Origin of the sequence: Domibacillus sp. PGB-M46 (genome assembly GCF_022668875.1) — a bacterium.
GTDB lineage: Bacteria > Bacillota > Bacilli > Bacillales > Domibacillaceae > Domibacillus.
In genome coordinates, this window is the sequence record NZ_JAKGCR010000040.1 from 1 (window position 1) to 17,370 (window position 17,370).

Sequence of the window (17,370 nt, forward strand, 5' to 3'; positions counted from 1 at the left end):
AATGGTGACCCCTACGGGATTCGAACCCGTGTTACCGCCGTGAAAGGGCGGTGTCTTAACCGCTTGACCAAGGGGCCATTTTATATTGTTTGAATTGGCTCCGCAGGCAAGACTCGAACTGGCGACCGATCGGTTAACAGCCGATTGCTCTACCACTGAGCTACTGCGGAATAGTCTGTATCAGCGACAGCTATTAAATAATAACACCATCATTTAATAGAGTCAACACATTTTTAAAATTTTATTTCGAAAATCCTTCTTTGTGTTTTTCTTCCCTTTATTTTAGAAGATACCCCATTTAAAGAATCCCCGTCTACCCTGTATAAAGTTACTAAGTTCTCTTCATCTGCCTGCATTTCTGATGAACCACTTTCAAGGCAGACTGGCTGCCTTTCTTCCCTTTTAAGGATCTAATTTTGATAGAATCCCGCTGGACGGACGATCCGATTCCAAAACGACTGAAGTTTTTCCATCTTATTTTCTCACTTTTCTATCCCCCTTTCTCTTTAGTTCTTTATGCAAAAAAACGGATCTATTCTTTTAAAAGAATAGATCCGTTTTTTTGGCTAGCACCTCACAACAGCTTGTTTCTATTTTATCCCCAAATTTCTTTTGCCACATCCACAATAAATTTTAATTTTGCCCATTGCTGTTCTTCTGTTAATTTATTGCCATGGTGTGTGGAAGCAAATCCACATTGCGGGCTGATGCAAATTTGTTCAAGTGGAACATACTTGGCTGCTTCCTGTACACGAGCTTTGACTGCTTCTTTATCTTCTAATTCGCCGTTTTTAGAAGTAAACACTCCCAGCACGACTTGTGGTCCGCCTGCTGGAATATGTTCTAGTGGCTTGAAGTTACCGGAACGCTCATCATCATATTCTAAGAAAAAGCCGTCTACTTTTTCTTTCGCAAAGAAACTCGGAGCAATCCGGTCATACGGACCTTCGAAAGCCCAGGCAGATTGATAGTTTCCGCGGCAAAGGTGAGTGGTGACTGTTAAGTCTTCTGGTTTGCCTTCAAGCACTCCGTTTACCACACGCAAAGCAAGGTCAATCAATTTTGCTCTTTCCAAATCACTTTTCGCAAATGGAAGTTCCGGTGCACAAAGCCCTGCAATATACACATCATCCAGCTGCAGGTAACGGCAGCCCGCATTATAAAATGCGCCAATTGCATCGCGATAGGTTTGAATAATATCTTTTGCGAAATCTTCAATCTCCGGATAAATGTCTTCGTTGCGGATACCGGCATTAAAAAATTGATTTGGACTTGGAAGTGTGATTTTGGCAACTGCACGGTCATCCACGATTTCTTTAAATTCGATAAAATCTTTAAGATGAGGATGATTAGGATTAAAAGATACCTTGCCCGTCACACGCACATCATACGCTTCCGTTTCTACACCTTCAAATTTATATCCATGGTCAGGAACATACCCTTCTACACCGTTCAGTTGCTCCATGAAATCCGTATGCCAAAATCTTCGGCGGAATTCGCCGTCCGTTACCGCTTGAAGGCCGACTTCAATTTGTTTGTCCACGATTCTTCTGATTTCTTCTGTTTCCACGGCGTGCAATTGTTCAGCTGTAATCGCACCATCTGCGAATTTCTTTCTCGCATCATGAATTGATTGAGGACGAAGCAAGCTTCCTACGTGATCTGCTCTAAATGGCGCTTTAACCGCTGTTTTTGTCATTTGAATTCCTTCTTTCCTCTTGTTTTATGGAAAACGTTCTTTATTGGGGTATTTAAAGACTGTTCTCCCCTGGATGAGACTGCTTTTCTTTTGTCTTATTGATGTGAGATAAATGTAACATGGAAAAATACGCACAGGATAACACATAAAATCTATTTCTTGTTATAGCTTTAAGCTAGAACCACCGTAGTTCTTCGTTATCCTTTTATTTAAATACGGGGATATACCCATCTTTCAGACGATTAAATTATAGGGATAGAAGTATACTCATGCGACAGCCACACAGAAAAAGGCCTCCTCCCTATTCAATGAATAAAAGACCTTGTCTGGCAAATGAATGTTTGAAAAGCTTTTCCGTATAGATTATTGCTTCGGCACTAGGAAAGGGACTTGTACATTTTTTGCATTATTATTGATACAAGTAAAAAAATGGGGGTGAAATGAGCATGCACTATAAGGAGTATGGAGATAAAAGCTCTGCGCTCATGGTCTTTATTCACGGCGGCGGGGTTAGTGGATGGATGTGGGATAAACAAGTTGAATACTTTTCTTCAAAATTCCATTGTTTAGTTCCAGATATGCCCGAACAGGGAAACAGCAAAAGCGGAACACCCTTTACCATAAACGGAGCTGCTGAGGAAATCATTACATTGATTGAGGAAGCAGGTAAAGGCAAACCTGTTATTGCAGTCGGTTTCTCGTTAGGAGCTCAAGTGTTAATCACCATACTCAGTAAAAAGCCAAAGCTGATTGATTTCGCCATGATTAATAGTGCTTTAGTGAAACCTATACCTTTCGCGAACATGCTAATCAAGTCTATGCGGTTTGCCTTTCCTTTTGTAAAGCTTAAAGCTTTTTCTAACATTCAAGCAAAATCTATGTATATCAATGAAGACTACTTTAATATTTATTATCAAGAGAGCCGTCAAATCAGCAAGGATACATTTTCCCGAATTATGAACGAAAACATGTCATTTAAAACACCACAAACCTTTAAGGACGCACGCAGCAAAATAGTCGTTACCGTAGGAGAGAAAGAGAAAAAAATCATGAAAGACTCCATGAGGGAAATTTTGAAAAGCAACCCAAATTGTAAAAGTATAATCCTTCCCGAAATAGGTCACGGCTTTCCTTTAGCAAATCCTCTGCTTTTTAACAACTTGCTGGAAGAGTGGATTGAAAATGATGTTCTTATAACGGAAACTTGATTTTATTTCTTTTTTTAGCTTTAAACAACACCTGTTCAAATTGCGGGATTCTGGACTGGAACCATCTTCCAGTCTTACTATAATCATAGAATTGATAATAAAAAATGTCATTATCTATTCCATCAATGCAAGTACATAACCTTTCTAATTAAATATAACGAAGAAAAAGGTATGGAAAAGGATCAAAGATTAATTCTTCATATGAGAATGCAGCATAGGAAACTTCACGCTGGTACTCCATGACACTGTTACCAGCATTCCATGCCTGTCCGAACGAATAAATAGAATATTAAGTATTTATTATTTGACAGATTAGTAGTAAGATAAAATTCTACAACAAGAAAGAGGTTATCATATGTATACATCATCATTATCCAAAGAAACAACTAAAACAAAAGTTTTAGTGATCAATGCTCTTTTTGTCGCGTTAACCCTGGTAGCCACAATGTTCATTAACATAAAGCTCCCGATCATGGGTAACGGAGGCCTTATCCACCTAGGTAACGTACCTCTTTTTCTAGCAGCCTTCCTTTACGGCAGAAAAACAGGCGCAATTGCAGGCGCCTTCGGGATGGGCTTGTTTGATGTTCTTTCTGGCTGGGCCATCTGGTCACCGTTTACATTCGTTATTGTAGGTGCCATGGGCTTTGTAGCCGGTCTCATAGCAGAAAAAGTACCCGGCAAAAGAATCGTTGTCTTTGCATTAGCAGTAGCTGCTGCACTGGTGATCAAAATCGTAGGCTACTATTTTGCTGAAGTGATTCTTTACGGTAACTGGATTCAGCCATTCGGCTCTATCCCAGGAAACGTTCTCCAAGTTGTCGTAGCCGGTATTATTGTCGCGCCACTGGCAGGACGCTTAAGCAAAAGAACTGGACAGCTTTAAAAGATATAACGGCATAAGTAACCGGTACTGGATAATCCGGCAGATGAAAAAAGACGAGTTTAACTCGTCTTTTTTTTGCTTTTTTGATGGATCCCTAGGAAAAACCCAATAGATTTTAATGTTCTAGAAAAAATAATCCATGAGTAATCGGACAATATTTTGTTATAATGAATCTATTAAATGACATAACAGGAGAAAAAAACCATGAAAAAGCCATTGAATGTTTTAGCTGCATCACTTGTAGCAGGGACAGTGCTTACTTCTTCCCTTTCGCCAGCATTTGCAGAAAATGCGCAGGCAGCTACAGAAAACAATTTGTCGCCACTGAATGCGAAAGCAGCATCCGTATCGTTTACGGATACAGAAGGAACAAGATACGAAGAAGCTGTTGCCTTTCTCTATGAAAGCGGAATAATAAACGGATTTCCCGATTTAACTTTTGGAATTAATCAGCCAGTTAAGCGTGTAGATGCGGCTGTGATACTCGGCAAATACATGGGCCTTGACGCCAAGTATCCAAACCCGCCAAAATCCGGATTTACAGATGTGCCAGAGCGGGCAGCTCCCTATGTCTCAGCGCTGAAGGCGGCAGGTGTTGTCAACGGCAAAACCCCTACGGAGTTTGGTTCTGGCTCTAACATTACAAGAGGCGAAGCCGCTATTATAATTTACAATGCGCTTAAATATTCAATGGATACCAATAATGAGCCGACTCCATTTACGGACGTTAAAGGAACAAGATATGAAGGAGCTGTACGCGCCTTAACAGATGCAGGCATCATAGCAGGAATAACGAAAACATCATACGGCTCGAGTGCTTCTATTACAAGAGGCGCACTGGCGTTATTGATACACAGAGCCTATCAATACCAGCAGTCGTTATTCAATGAAGAGAGGCCTGGATTTATCGCTTTTGGAGACAGCAATACATCCGGCTCCTACTTTCAAGCGGATTATCCGGAGTACCAGGACCGTAAATGGACAGACCAGGTAGCTGCCCTTTACAGCCAGGATATGGAGGCAGATGTATATAATGCGGGATACAGCGGCAATACGACAGAACAAGGTATGAAGCGTTTTAAAACAGAAGTGCTGGATTTAAATCCTGGTATCGTTTCTATCATGTTTGGCATAAACGATGCGCTCATACCGCCTAATGGTGCTCAGCCGCAAGTCAGCAAAGAGACATTTAAACAGAACCTGACAAGCATGATATCCCAGCTCAGAGCGAGAAACGCACAGGTGATCTTAATGACCAATCCACCCGCTGTAGAAGAGACCTATTATACATCCCAGTTAGCCAAGCACCCTAACATTGCAAGCAAATACACTGGTAAAGGCGGCTTGCGTAAATGGATCGACAGCTACAATGACGTGATCCGTGAAGTAGCCAGGGATCAATCTGTTCCGCTTGTCGATGTTTACGATCTCTTAATTGATGAAGTAGGTGCTGAAACAGATGCAGCAATCATCAAAAGCGGGCTGATCGACGAAAAAGTAGGCATTCATTTAACGCCGAAGAGCAATGATATTGTAGCTCAGGCAGTAAAAGAAGTATTATCCGAAGAAGACAATGAGTACCTGCCATATGAATCAGGTGTATCCATCAAAACAGGTAAAGAGGTTTATGACCTATCCGCCGATAAGAGTGTGGAGATTACGTTATCGAGCATCACTTCTGAATCATACTACTTTACACCGGGCACTCTTCAGAAAAGAGTGAATAATAAATGGGTTACTGTAGAGCATACAGATGACTTCATTCCCCTGCCTTCTGTCGCCAGCCTTTTAAGGTTTAATCAGGCGGTGTCAGACAGCATCTCACTTGATTCAAAGCTCTATAAAGAGCCGCTTACAGCAGGGGATTATCGAGTGGTGAACTCCCTTGCAAACGCTAAAGATGTACAAAATGAGTCACTGTCCCTTGTTTTGTCAACGGAATTTAAAATGATTGAATAAAAAAAGAGCGGCTCCCATGCCGCTCTTTTTTACTGCCTTCTCACTTTAATTAAGCAATTTATCATAAAGACACCTGTGACTCGCCTTGTCTTATTGAAAATTCTGTACACCTGAAGAACTTCAAACTAAAAAGGATTCCTAACAGTTATAAAATGGGCCAGTATCTATCGTGGTGGAATTTTCCCCTTAACCTGCTTTAACGTCGCTACTATAAGGAAGCTGACAATGACTAGTAAGAGCCATGAACTCACCTTTCCTAAATGAACGAGACTCCATGCATCAGTTTGGTTTGGGTATTCCCAAGCTCCAAAAAACGTTGCGATGTTTTCGGCTATCCATATAAAAAATCCAATGAGCACAAAAGAAAGCGCGATTGGCATACGGTAACGAGTTCCCCCAATCTCGTATACGACCCATGATTGCCAAAAGACGATAATGACAAGTCCAGATAACCACCAACGAACGTCTATCCAATAATGATGGATGAAAAAATTCATATAAATTGCAGCTGCAAGTGATACAACGATCAGAAACGGCGGCCACTTAACCAGTTCAACCTTAAGCCTCCTCCACGCCTGGCAAAGATAACTCGCTACACTCGCGTACATGAAGCCGCTGTACAAAGGCACTCCAAAAATTTTAAAGTATCCTTCCTCTGGATAAGACCAGGAGCCCATATATACCTTGAAAAGTTCAAGAGCAAGTCCAATCAGGTGAAACAATGTGATTACCCTTAGTTCATCCCGTGTTTCAAGCCCAGAACGCACCATCCACCACTGCATGAGAAGGCAGATGATGAGCAGCCAGTCATACCGGGGCAGGAAGGGAAGTGGCATGATTTGTGTAAAAGCCAGGGAGACAAAAATAACGACCGGAAATAAACACGATAGGGCCTGCTCCCACCCAAAACGAATGAGTTGCTTTAGTGCCCGCGTGCTTTGTGCCTGCAAAGGCTTTTTCTGAATATAGTAATAGTAACCCACTTTATTTACCCTGGGTGTCTTCATTCATCATTTCGGTATTCTAGAATATCACCAGGCTGGCATTCCAAAGCTTTGCAAATGGCCTCTAAAGTTGAAAACCGAATGGCTTTTGCTTTTCCATTTTTCAATATTGAAAGGTTAGCCATCGTGATTCCAACCCTCTCCGAAAGTTCTGTTACGCTCATTTTCCTTTTAGCCAGCATCACATCAATATTGATTATAATTGCCATGTTTTTCACCTCAGACGATTAAGTCATTCTCTGATTTTATATCGATGGCTTCCTGTAAAAGCCTTTGAAGAACTGCCGCAAACACTGCAATTACCGTTGAAGCGAAGATAGGGACCATTCCAATTAATACGAGACCCGGTGCGTCATCTATCTCTGCCATGATATAGACTAATGGCAGGGCTAACACATACAAGCCACTGATTATAATGGCACAGTTTTTTATATTCTTTAGAGCCCTTACAGATAATTTCGAGAAAGCTTTATTCTTGTCAATATAACTCAAAAGTTTAAAAGCTTGATAAAGAGCAATGTAAAACGGTACCGTCGATACATACATAACCATTAAAATGCCATATACCACAAAAGCCACATCTGCGCCTCTTTCTGCTGCTTCATTTGCTTCATTCGCTATTTGAGGCAACAAAAATAGACACAAAGCAAGAACTGGAATTCCCATAAGAATAACAGCTATTTTTAAAAAGAGTGTTGACCCTCGTTTCATAAAAAACACCTCACCTATTTATTGTTTATTTGATTTTAATACAACATTTATCGTTTTACAATAAATTATTATTCCTTTGTATTATATTTTTATTGTAACGTATATATTCCTTTAATTTTGAGCAAGAAAAAAGAGCATTCCTCATTACAAAGAAATGCTCCATAAAACTTAAAACGATTCAATTTATACTTAAATTATGTATATCATCGGGATTTTTGGTCAAACTTTCTTCAAAATCTGCACGTGTCTTTCGCCCGCCTTCGCAGCAGCCATACCTTCTCCTGTCATTTTTTCATTAAAACTAGGACATCCTTACACCCCAAAATAAAAACATGCCCTGAAGCATTCCTTCGGGGCATGTTTTTAACTTAAGCCTTAAATCTTGAAATCATCGCCTGCAATTCCTCAGCTAATCTAGACAATGAATGGGCAGCATGTGAAACCTCTTCTATAGAAGCTAATTGCTGCTCACTAGCTGCGGCTGCCGTTTCAGTACTGGCCAGTGTTTCCTGAGAGCCATCAGCTATGACTTCAATCGTTTTTTGAATTTCTTCAAATCCATTCGTAATAAACTGAGTCGCGGCTGCCACTTCCTGAACCTGCACGGTTACCTGTTCGATTAAATATAAAATCTCATCAAAGCTCGTCACCGTTTCTCTAGAAAGATGAATCCCCGAGTTTACATTTTCCCTAACAAGCCGAATGCTGTGAATGGTTTCGTTAGATTCATTTTGAATCGTGGAAACAAGCGTATGGATATGGTGTGCAGATTGGCTTGTCTGATCCGCTAATTTCCTCACCTCTTCTGCCACAACAGCAAATCCTTTGCCGTGCTCTCCGGCTCTAGCCGCCTCAATAGCGGCATTGAGTGCGAGTAAATTTGTCTGACCAGATATATCTGTAATAAGGGTTGAGATTTCTTTGATCATTGTGGCGCTGGACACAAGTGAACCGATTCCTTTATCTGCCATATCGACAGATTGATTGATAGATTTCATCTGTTCAAGCATTTCTTTTACTGAATGTGCACCGCTTTCGGCTTGCTCTTTCATTGTGGACGATACTTCTGCCACTCTTGACGTGTTTGAAGATACTGAAACAATACTGTTTAATGAATCTGTTACCGCATTCAGACTGCTTACGGTCAGCTGGCTTTGCTCTCTATAATTCTGCGTTACCGACTGCATGGTTGCAGAAATATGTTCCGAAGTGACTTTTGATTGTTCAGCACCAGCTGACAGCTCCTGTGATGAAGCAGCTACTTGTTCAGATGATTCTCTAATTTGAGTAATCATGAGTTTTAAGGATTCTACAAAGGTATTAAAAGATTTGGCCAGATGACCAAATTCATTTTGGCCTGAAACTTCCATATGCTTCGTTAAGTCAGCATCCCCTGTGGCAATTTCCTCTAACTGGCGGTTTAAAGCCCGCAGCGGAATTAAAATAGACCTTAAAAGCATAAAGCTTAAAGATATGCCAATTATTGAGGCAGCAGCAGCCAGTACGAGAAAAGCTACTGTACTTGCAGTTGTAACGCGCTCGTTTAAAGAGCCTGTATCCGACACATCTTTATCAAGAGCTTCGACAAATTCATCTATTGACGGGTCTAATACTTCTTTTCTTAGCGTTCGTTCTTCCCCAAAGTGAAGGTTTTTTGCTCCTTTAGAATCTTCTTGATAAGTACTAATCACTTGTTGATTTATTTTCCAGATATTATTGAAGTTTCCTTCAATCTCACTGATCTTTTTTTTGTATTTCTCTTCTTGGCTAAGACTTTTAATTTGTTCTATTTTTTTATGTATATCAGCCGCTTTTTCTTCCATGCCTTCTACAAATTGAGGGTCACCCGTTATGATAAATGCCCTCTCATCGTTTGATAATCCGGCCAGACGGTACTGAATCCCAATCATTATTTTTTGCATCTCCATCTTATCCTGCAGCGAGGCATTTCTATCTGCCCCTGCATTTAAAACATAAACGGCAAAACTTCCTAACAGCAGAATTGCCACAACAAGAATGGAAACTGTTGTAATGAGCCGTGTTTTTATTTTCATTCTTTTCCTCCCCCGAACATTTTAAGTTTTTCCCATATGCACACTTATAATATCGGACTTCGACTCGTATATTGAATCTAAAATGATTGTTAAACTAAAAAAAGTCTCCAGCCAGGCTGCTTAAACATCCATTTCTTTATTCTTGTAAAGAAAAAGAGGATCCACGGCCAGGTTACTCTCCCTCTTTCTCCTTCGCGCAATGCCATTTAACCACTCCTAATCTTCACCCTAACAAGCTGCCGATAAGCTGGCAGCTTGTTGAGTGTGTTCTTTTGACAGCCGAGAACACTTTTTCACAGTGAAAGTTATTTTCTTTCATCCAAACTAGTAGCACAAACTATACCAGTGAGTGTGGAAAATCATATGATATAGGGCAGGGTTCATTTTGATCCTGCCAGTTTAAGAAAGAGAGGGGGGTTTTTTATGGGCTATAGATGCTACGACGATAATGACTATTCCGGCGTTTGGTTTAATCGCGACCACGACCGCAAACACCGCCGGGATGACCGCGATGATGACAGAGACCGCAGAGATGATCGCGACCACGACCGCAGACACCGCCGGGATGACCGCGATGATGACAGAGACCGCAGGGATGATCGCGACCACGACCGCGGACACCGCCGGGATGACCGCGATGATGACAGAGACCGCAGGGATGATCGCGATCGCGACCGCAGACACCGCCGGGATGACCGCGATGATTATAAGAGAAGACCTTGGATTTTTACTCTGTAATATGATCTCCGAAAAAATAGAGACTGTCCCCAAGTCATTGATAACGACCAGGGGATAGTCTCCTTTTTTGATATCTAGTCTCTAAAGTGAAATCAGATATAACATGACTATTAAGATTTATTTCTACGATATAGGTCCCGGCTCTTGTAACCTGCTCCTAGTATCATGATCATTTCCTCGCGCCGCTTTGCTTTGGTGGCCTCCTGTTTAGCACTATACACATAACGAGCCCAATCTTTACGGTATCCTGGAGTGAGTGATTGAAAGAAAGCAAGCAATTCTGGAGTATCTTGCAAATCCTTTTCCACATTTGGAATCATTTCGATATAATCGTCTACGCATTGACTGGCTTTTATAGAAGTGCTCTTTGTATTACGGGATTCTTCTTTCAGACCGACAACCGTAAACACATCATCTAGCCCAACCATACGTGCAAATTTAATGTCACTGGTCCCAAGGTAACCATTTTCACCTGCTCCCAGCCCATCCATCAACTCATCTCGATGAATAAATGCTGGATACACTTTATTCCCCTTTTTTGGATAAGCCAAGAATATATATCCGTTTTTATTTAAATAATTTTCTCCGATTACCTTGTTTACGGTTGCTTTTAAAGACTCCATATCTAACACAAAGGCAAAGATAAGGTCATATTTGCTGCTGGCTAGCTCTGTATCATAATTGTGTAACTCTGTTAAATAGTCTGCCCCATCTGGCAAGTTTAATACTGCCGCTTTTTCATATTTTTTTAGGTTCAGTTTCTCTACTATCGTTTTCGGCATCCTTAACCATCCTTAAAATTGCTTATTATACTTATAGTGTAAGAATATCCTTTACGGTTAGCAACTTTATAAGCATTAACTATAATCACTTTATCCAGCGCTGGCAAAAATGACACTCTTACCAACAAGGTTAAGATAACTTGTTAAAAAACTATTAGTTGTCCAATCATAACGTGAACCGTATGAAACAAAATAAAACCAAGCTGGGTACTAAAAATTAAATTAAAACAGATGAGCTTATAGATATTACTTTCAAACAGGCCATATTTATAAGCTTTTTGATTTTCCAATGATGTATTCACCTTTCTCTTTCTATGCATACTAATCACAATGTAAAGAAAAGGGTGAAGTCATGATGCTTAAAATTATCACATCGGTTATTCTTTTCATCTTCATGATCACTGGCCTGAGCTGGTATTTACTGAGAACGCCCACAAAAGGTCTGCATAACGTTTCCATCAGGACATCTTCCAAACCCGTAGTTCTATTTGTCATTGACTCCTTGATGGATCAGCCCTTACAAAAAGCAATAGAAGAAGGAAAAGCACCTGCATTTGAATTCTTAATGAAACATGGCCAATACTATCCTGAGGTGGTCAGTTCTTACCCTACCATGTCTGTCACAATCGACAGTACCTTATTAACGGGTACATACGCCAATGATCATAAAGTTCCTGGCCTTGTCTGGCTCAAAAAGGACGAAAACCGAGTCATTAATTATGGTCCTGGAAAAATCGAATTTTTAGATATTGGCGCAAAGCAAATATTAACAGACAGCTTAATTCACTTAAACAAGGCCCACTTAAGCCGGCATGTCCTCACCATTTATGAAGAGCTGGCAAAAAGCGAAATCCAGTCTGCTTCTATTAACGGACTGATCTATCGTGGCAATCAAGTTCATCGCCTAAACATTCCAAAACTTTTCACCGGCATGAATCTGCTGCCACGCAATTTGGAAGTAAATGGTCCTTCTCTTCTGTCCCTAGGAAGCTTGACACAATACAACCAGGAAAATGATGGTTCTAATCGTATATGGAAAGCTGCGGGTGTAAACGATCATTTTTCGGCAAATGAACTGAAATACTTTATCGAAAAAAATCAGCTTCCGCCTTTTACGCTGGTCTACTTCGCCGATTTGGACCATCAGGTTCACAAAAACGGACCAATGGAACAGAAAGGTATTGAAGAAGTGGATAAGCAGCTGCAGATGATTTTGAATGCCTATCCATCATGGGAAGAGGCGGTTCAAAAGATGATCTGGATTGTACAGGGAGACAGTGCGCAATCTGCTGTGATAAGTGATCGCAGCAAGGCGCTGATTGATTTAACCAAGTTATTGAATCCATACACTCTTTGGACACCGGACCAGCCGTCTAACAAGGAAATTGCTTTAGCTGTTAATGAGCGCATGGCGTACGTTTATCTACAGGATGAAACGATTAAGATTTCTGATATTTCAGCAAGGTTAAGAGCCGATTCCAGGATTGGCTTCATTGCCTGGAAAAAGGGAGAGGTAGGTTATGTAATATCATCAAAATCCGATACGCCTTTTACTTTTTCCCCTGACGGCCCATACACAGATTCTTACGGACAATCCTGGACGCTGAGCGGAGATCCTGCCCTTTTAGATTTATCTATTAATGAACAAAATGAAATCAGCTATGGTGACTACCCAGATGCCCTTGCAAGATTAGATGGAGCCCTTCGCTCACACGAAGGCCGGTATATCATTATTGATGCCAAACCGGGTTATGAATTTGTTGAAAAAAACAGTCCGAATCATGCGGGAGGAGCAGCGCACGGCTCCTTGCATAAAGTAGATTCTGTCGTTCCTCTGATCGTCGCAGGAACAGATCAGGCACCTAAACATCAACGATTGATTGATTTTAAAGACTGGCTGATAAAACTGGTTAAATAACGTGAACCTCTCCACTTAAATCAAAGATTTTGATGGAGTATCCCTTTTCTTAAACAAAAATTAGCGCTTCTCCCCCACCAAATTGAAGATTTTGAAAGGGAATGGGGCGCTAACTTTTGTTCAGCCTGCTGGATTACATGTCTTTTTCGATCACTTATCTTTTACTGTTAACCATTATAGCAGGACGGCCAGCGAAGCAATTCGAATTGTTTTCCCTCGATTAAAAAAACTTAAAGCCACATTGTGAATAAATTCACATAAATGTCACGATTGATATGTTGCCGATAGGCTGTTCTGTTGTATATTAACTATATATTTACTATAAATACGAGGAGAATGTTCCAATGAAAAAAATAATTGCTTTCTTGCTCGCAGCTGCTGTCGCCATGACGCCTCTTTTTACAGAAGCTCATGTGAAATGGTTCACAAAATTAGACCCGCAAAAAGAAACGATTGAGCATATTTTATCTCCCTTCTTTTTAACCTTGGCAATTGTCATTGCTGTATTGCTTGGCTTATTAACCCTTGTGATTCCTAAAACAACAAATTGGACGATTGTTCAAAAATGGGATAAGACGTTGTCTGGATTTCGCAAGTATTCACGGTATTTACTGAAATACGGCACTGCGGCTGCTTTAATCATACAAGTGATAAACGGAACAATTTTCGCTCCCGAGTTTCATATTGAACAAACGGCCACAGCCGTTTTTGTATGGGCAGCGATTGTCTTTCTTTGCATCCCCCACCATGCGGCCACAAAGGTGGGTGCCCTCATTCTGCTGGGATTATTTAGTTATGTGACTGTACACAACGGCATTTTTCATATGCTTGATTATGGATTTTACCTTGCTATTATTGCTGTATTGCTTATCGGAAAAACACGATTTGAAGAAAAAGGCTTCCCTCTTTTGTATTTGGGAACCGGGCTTTCTTTATGCTGGGTTGCGGTTGAAAAATGGGTGTATCCCACAATGACACTTGATATCGTTTCAGCTCACCACGTGCCAACGTTCGGATTTGATCCGGCTATGTTTATCGTAATGGCTGCTTTTATTGAATTCATTGTCGGCTACCTGCTTGTCGTCGGTATTTTAAACCGGGTTGTTGGGCTCGTTGTCACCGTTATTTTCATTATGACAACGATGCTGTTCGGCTTTACGGAAATTATCGGCCATTTTATGATTCATGTGATCTTGATTATTTTCATTATCGAAGGTGTATCTTTTTACAACCCGCCTATCAAATTGCATAAAACAAAACTAGATCAGTTTATCTTTGTTTTCCTTAACTTTTTATTTGTTCTTTCAACATTCCTGCTGATTTACTATCGTTTCGCGTAACAGGCATCCTGAAATAGTAAATACAAACTTCTTCGTGAATGTTCGAATACTTAAAGCGCCACTAACTCTTAGTTTGTTAGTGGCGCTTCTTTTTGAATTCACTCTCATTCCACATCTAAATATCGGGTGTATTTACTATTATTTCCTGTACAGACATTTTATCATTTCCCATTGTCTTTTGGCAGTCAGCTGCTTTTATTTTTTATTTTTATGTGCTTTATTACCTTGAAAACATTGGTTTACTTCTTTGAGGGTGTGTAATATCTTCTATGCTTCCATTCCAATTATTATCTTTATTTGTTGTGATACGTAGGAGTCGCCTGGAACTTTTTCTATTTTACTGGAATACCTGTTTTTGGAGCCGAAGCTATATGATTTTAACGATAGGTGGAGCCACAATCGATGTGATCAAAAAATATATAGAAGAACAGGGAGAATAAAGACTTTAGCGCCTCCCCAACTAAATTGAAGATTTTGAAGAAGAATGCGGCGCTCATTTTTATTCAATGGTAGCTGATCAGAGATTTTTACTCACTCAATATGTATCGATCTATTGCATGGGCCACACCGTTTTTATCGTTTGAATAAGTAACCGTATCGCACATCTCTTTTACTAGAGGATCTCCGTTTCCCATTGCAATTGAGAGACCGGCCAATTCAAGCATTGGAATGTCGTTAAAGTTGTCTCCAATGGCCATCGTATCATGCAGAGGAATACCGTAATATTCAGCCACTCTTTTCAGAGCATTTCCTTTATTTCCATTTTGGTCCATCACTTCAATATTCAAAGGGCCTGAAGAAGTGACGGCAATACTTGAGATTTCAGCCAGATAAGTAGTTAATACTGTTTTTATGCTGCTGTTTAATGTCAGTACAAAGAATTTCTGAACTGTTAAATCTTTCTCATTAAACAATTCACTATAGTGATTAAAATAGTTAATGAGACTAGATTTCTGTGGTTGTTCAGTGATCCTCCTATAAACTTCATCCGGAAGTCCTTCAACTTTAATCTGATCCTTTTTCACAGCAAACGCTACTCGTTCCGACCAGTCTGCGGGTACATAAATTCCATGGTTGGTATAAATCCGATATGGAACCCTATCCTCGTCTAGTTTCTCTGCAATCTTTATAATATCTTTTCTGTCCATCGAAATACTTTCCAAAACACTTTCATTAACTTGTACAACCGTTCCATTGCTTCCTGCCAAAGGGCATGAAATCTCGTATTTTTTAAGGATTTGTTGAATATCTTCCGGGGCTCGGCCGGAGCAGATCATTACAATATTCCCCTGGCTCTGTGCTTTTCGCAGTGCCTCAACATTTTCTTTCGTAATCTCCATTTCCGGGGATAGCAAGGTGCCATCTAAATCAATAGCAATAAGTTTCATATTCTTCACCTCTAATACTAAAATTAAATATAATACTGACTCCTCAGTATAAACCTTTATTTCATTCCTGTTCTAAAAATTCAGAGCTTTTCAGGCAATTTCTTTTCAGTTTTTATATTCAAGAGGCTTAATCAAATGACAATCCCTAAATACGCCACAAGGTCTATATCTGCCTTCCTTTTGATTAGCTCGCTTTTTTTGCCCTTCTTAATCGATCCAAACGGCTCTGAATACTCCTTGCAGAGCGGCCCATGATTTCTCCAATTTGTTTTTGTGTATACCTTTGCGAATAATACATGTGCCAAATCTTTGCATCTTCTTCAGCAGTCCAGCTGTGGTTTTCTTTTTGAGGGCGATGAATGAAGTCGTAGTGCCTTTGCTGCTGGACCCATTCCGGCTCAGGAACCAAGGTATTTTTAGAAACGCGGCACCAGTTGATCCGCTCTTTGTTTTCCTCCGCCCATTTCCAAAATTCCCTTACTTCGATCATCGTAAACACACGTGTTTTAACAGTTGCCTGGTAGCAAGGCATGCCATATTTCTGAATCCAATTGTAAACAGTATGAATGTCCACTTTGAGCGCTTCAGCCAAATGATACGTTGTGAGATCACCATTATTAGACCTGCCACCGTAAATACCAAGACGGTTCAATCTTCCTTCCACCGCTCCCGTTGTTCTTTTCAGTTTTTTGGCAATAAACGAAATGGGCTGTTTCCCATACCGCTCGATCATGTAATCATCTTCCTCTGCCGTCCATCTGCGCAGCGGATTCTCTCTTTGCAGCTTCAAAACTTTAAGACGAGTAGAAACAGAGTTTACAGGCCTGCCAAGCTGCTCAGCAATTTCCACGTTCTTCATATTGTTTAGATTTTTTATAAGAAATGAGTCTTCTTCAGCACACCAGGGCTTTCGCTGGCGCGTTTCCCCGGAGCGAAGCTTTAACCTCATGACCCGCTTATTCACTGACTCTTTGCTGCGTCCGCCTAAACACTGTCCAATGGCTTCAAGCGTCATTTTGCAAAGATTTTCTTTTAAAAATTGATCCTCTTCTTCTGTCCAGATCTTTGGTTTACCCATCACTAATCACCTCGCGTAAAAACGTAACCCCTTTACATGAAAAGCAAAGGTGTCATCGTTAACATCTATGAGTATTTCCTTTAATGCGGTTATTTAAAATAGATAGTTAACAATTAAAAATAGAAACATTAGTTCTATTATAGCACATACGTTCCTTCATTCAACTTATTTATGTGTACTTTCATTATGTAAGAGCCAAACTCCTGCTCGTAACAAATCTTATTTGCAAACGTGTATTTTGTAAGATACAAATTTCAGTAATTCAACAAAACCGAGCTTTTTCTCTCTCATAAAAAAATAGAGCAGGGCAGCCTCATAAAAAAGTAACCCTACTCTATTCGTTTAGTGGTATTTATTTTGCAAACCCCTATTTTGGCTAGGGGGTTCGGCGCTGAGTTCAGATTCATATGGAAGGCCTTTGCAGGCGATATAGCTTCATGGCAGTGCAGGCAGCTGCGTAGAAATAGAAAAGCAACTCGGCTCCAACACCCTTGCGTACATGTTCATCGTCTTCCTTTTATCATTTTCGGCGAGAACACCCCCACTTCAAGCTTGCTAAGTGGGGGATGAATCGCTGCTTTTTCAGTCATTCTTTTTCCTTGAAC

The 17,370-nt window shown here is 40.4% G+C and carries 14 protein-coding genes, 2 tRNA genes and 1 pseudogene; 7 read left to right on the forward strand and 10 right to left on the reverse strand.

Annotated elements, in window-relative coordinates; all coding sequences use genetic code 11:
* Window positions 1–2: 2 nt before the first annotated feature.
* The 3 genes from L2D08_RS22630 to L2D08_RS22640 form a co-directional block, all read right to left on the reverse strand.
* A tRNA-Glu gene (locus tag L2D08_RS22630) sits at window positions 3–77 on the reverse strand.
* Between the two features lie 18 nt (window positions 78–95).
* Window positions 96–170, reverse strand: a tRNA-Asn gene (locus L2D08_RS22635).
* Window positions 171–595: 425 nt separating this feature from the next.
* Window positions 596–1,699, reverse strand: a complete 1,104-nt coding sequence (locus L2D08_RS22640) for a 5-methyltetrahydropteroyltriglutamate--homocysteine S-methyltransferase (RefSeq protein WP_242237635.1) — start codon at window positions 1,697–1,699, stop codon at window positions 596–598.
* Window positions 1,700–2,145: 446 nt separating this feature from the next.
* Here L2D08_RS22640 and L2D08_RS22645 point away from each other — a divergent pair, with 446 nt between their 5' ends.
* From L2D08_RS22645 to L2D08_RS22655, 3 genes are all read left to right on the forward strand, one after another.
* Entirely contained in the window at window positions 2,146–2,907 is a 762-nt protein-coding gene (locus L2D08_RS22645) for an alpha/beta fold hydrolase (RefSeq protein WP_242237659.1), read from the forward strand.
* Between the two features lie 355 nt (window positions 2,908–3,262).
* Complete coding sequence (locus tag L2D08_RS22650; RefSeq protein ID WP_242237637.1) at window positions 3,263–3,793, forward strand: ECF transporter S component; 531 nt, start codon at window positions 3,263–3,265, stop codon at window positions 3,791–3,793.
* Window positions 3,794–3,997: 204 nt separating this feature from the next.
* Window positions 3,998–5,752 carry a GDSL-type esterase/lipase family protein gene (locus tag L2D08_RS22655; RefSeq protein ID WP_242237639.1) on the forward strand — a complete coding sequence of 585 codons (1,755 nt, stop codon included), beginning with the start codon at window positions 3,998–4,000 and terminating at the stop codon, window positions 5,750–5,752.
* Window positions 5,753–5,916: 164 nt separating this feature from the next.
* On the opposite strand, the gene L2D08_RS22660 is transcribed toward L2D08_RS22655, so the two are convergent.
* The 4 genes from L2D08_RS22660 to L2D08_RS22675 all read right to left on the reverse strand — a co-directional run bounded on the left by L2D08_RS22660 (window position 5,917) and on the right by L2D08_RS22675 (window position 9,521).
* Entirely contained in the window at window positions 5,917–6,735 is an 819-nt protein-coding gene (locus L2D08_RS22660; RefSeq protein ID WP_242237642.1) for a DUF817 domain-containing protein, read from the reverse strand.
* A gap of 20 nt (window positions 6,736–6,755) precedes the next feature.
* Entirely contained in the window at window positions 6,756–6,965 is a 210-nt protein-coding gene (locus tag L2D08_RS22665; protein WP_242237644.1) for a helix-turn-helix domain-containing protein, read from the reverse strand.
* Between the two features lie 10 nt (window positions 6,966–6,975).
* Entirely contained in the window at window positions 6,976–7,467 is a 492-nt protein-coding gene (locus L2D08_RS22670; RefSeq protein ID WP_242237646.1) for a DUF2975 domain-containing protein, read from the reverse strand.
* A gap of 368 nt (window positions 7,468–7,835) precedes the next feature.
* On the reverse strand, window positions 7,836–9,521 hold the full coding sequence (locus L2D08_RS22675; RefSeq protein ID WP_242237648.1) for a methyl-accepting chemotaxis protein: 1,686 nt from the start codon (window positions 9,519–9,521) through the stop codon (window positions 7,836–7,838).
* Window positions 9,522–9,969: 448 nt separating this feature from the next.
* Here L2D08_RS22675 and L2D08_RS22680 point away from each other — a divergent pair, with 448 nt between their 5' ends.
* Entirely contained in the window at window positions 9,970–10,317 is a 348-nt protein-coding gene (locus L2D08_RS22680) for a hypothetical protein (RefSeq protein ID WP_242237649.1), read from the forward strand.
* Between the two features lie 52 nt (window positions 10,318–10,369).
* Here L2D08_RS22680 and L2D08_RS22685 read toward each other — a convergent pair whose 3' ends face one another.
* Window positions 10,370–11,041, reverse strand: a complete 672-nt coding sequence (locus L2D08_RS22685) for a YdeI/OmpD-associated family protein (RefSeq protein WP_242237651.1) — start codon at window positions 11,039–11,041, stop codon at window positions 10,370–10,372.
* Window positions 11,042–11,396: 355 nt separating this feature from the next.
* Between L2D08_RS22685 and L2D08_RS22690 the strand changes: the two genes are divergently transcribed.
* The 3 genes and pseudogenes from L2D08_RS22690 to L2D08_RS22700 all read left to right on the forward strand — a co-directional run.
* A complete protein-coding gene (locus L2D08_RS22690) occupies window positions 11,397–12,959 on the forward strand; it encodes an alkaline phosphatase family protein (protein ID WP_242237653.1) in 1,563 nt (520 codons plus the stop codon).
* A 344-nt stretch (window positions 12,960–13,303) separates the two neighbouring features.
* The gene (locus L2D08_RS22695; RefSeq protein WP_242237655.1) at window positions 13,304–14,299 is read left to right on the forward strand and encodes a hypothetical protein; all 996 of its coding nucleotides are present in this window, start codon (window positions 13,304–13,306) and stop codon (window positions 14,297–14,299) included.
* Between the two features lie 341 nt (window positions 14,300–14,640).
* Window positions 14,641–14,739: pseudogene (locus tag L2D08_RS22700) on the forward strand (transposase); the annotation flags it as partial.
* 87 nt (window positions 14,740–14,826) lie between these two features.
* On the opposite strand, the gene L2D08_RS22705 reads toward L2D08_RS22700, so the two are convergent.
* Together L2D08_RS22705 and L2D08_RS22710 are read right to left on the reverse strand one after the other, a co-directional pair.
* Entirely contained in the window at window positions 14,827–15,687 is an 861-nt protein-coding gene (locus L2D08_RS22705) for a Cof-type HAD-IIB family hydrolase (RefSeq protein WP_242237656.1), read from the reverse strand.
* 184 nt (window positions 15,688–15,871) lie between these two features.
* A complete protein-coding gene (locus L2D08_RS22710) occupies window positions 15,872–16,765 on the reverse strand; it encodes an RNA polymerase sigma factor (RefSeq protein WP_242237658.1) in 894 nt (297 codons plus the stop codon).
* Between the last annotated feature and the right edge of the window lie 605 nt (window positions 16,766–17,370).

Bases quoted from the DNA above. Each gene is read 5' to 3' on its own strand.
- L2D08_RS22710 (WP_242237658.1), bottom strand. From the start codon at position 16,765: ATGGGTAAACCAAAGATCTGGACAGAAGAAGAGGATCAATTTTTAAAA.
- L2D08_RS22650 (WP_242237637.1), top strand. From the start codon at position 3,263: ATGTATACATCATCATTATCCAAAGAAACAACTAAAACAAAAGTTTTA.
- L2D08_RS22670 (WP_242237646.1), bottom strand. From the start codon at position 7,467: ATGAAACGAGGGTCAACACTCTTTTTAAAAATAGCTGTTATTCTTATG.
- L2D08_RS22675 (WP_242237648.1), bottom strand. From the start codon at position 9,521: ATGAAAATAAAAACACGGCTCATTACAACAGTTTCCATTCTTGTTGTG.
- L2D08_RS22640 (WP_242237635.1), bottom strand. From the start codon at position 1,699: ATGACAAAAACAGCGGTTAAAGCGCCATTTAGAGCAGATCACGTAGGA.
- L2D08_RS22680 (WP_242237649.1), top strand. From the start codon at position 9,970: ATGACTATTCCGGCGTTTGGTTTAATCGCGACCACGACCGCAAACACC.
- L2D08_RS22645 (WP_242237659.1), top strand. From the start codon at position 2,146: ATGCACTATAAGGAGTATGGAGATAAAAGCTCTGCGCTCATGGTCTTT.
- L2D08_RS22655 (WP_242237639.1), top strand. From the start codon at position 3,998: ATGAAAAAGCCATTGAATGTTTTAGCTGCATCACTTGTAGCAGGGACA.
- L2D08_RS22665 (WP_242237644.1), bottom strand. From the start codon at position 6,965: ATGGCAATTATAATCAATATTGATGTGATGCTGGCTAAAAGGAAAATG.
- L2D08_RS22695 (WP_242237655.1), top strand. From the start codon at position 13,304: ATGAAAAAAATAATTGCTTTCTTGCTCGCAGCTGCTGTCGCCATGACG.
- L2D08_RS22685 (WP_242237651.1), bottom strand. From the start codon at position 11,041: ATGCCGAAAACGATAGTAGAGAAACTGAACCTAAAAAAATATGAAAAA.
- L2D08_RS22705 (WP_242237656.1), bottom strand. From the start codon at position 15,687: ATGAAACTTATTGCTATTGATTTAGATGGCACCTTGCTATCCCCGGAA.
- L2D08_RS22690 (WP_242237653.1), top strand. From the start codon at position 11,397: ATGCTTAAAATTATCACATCGGTTATTCTTTTCATCTTCATGATCACT.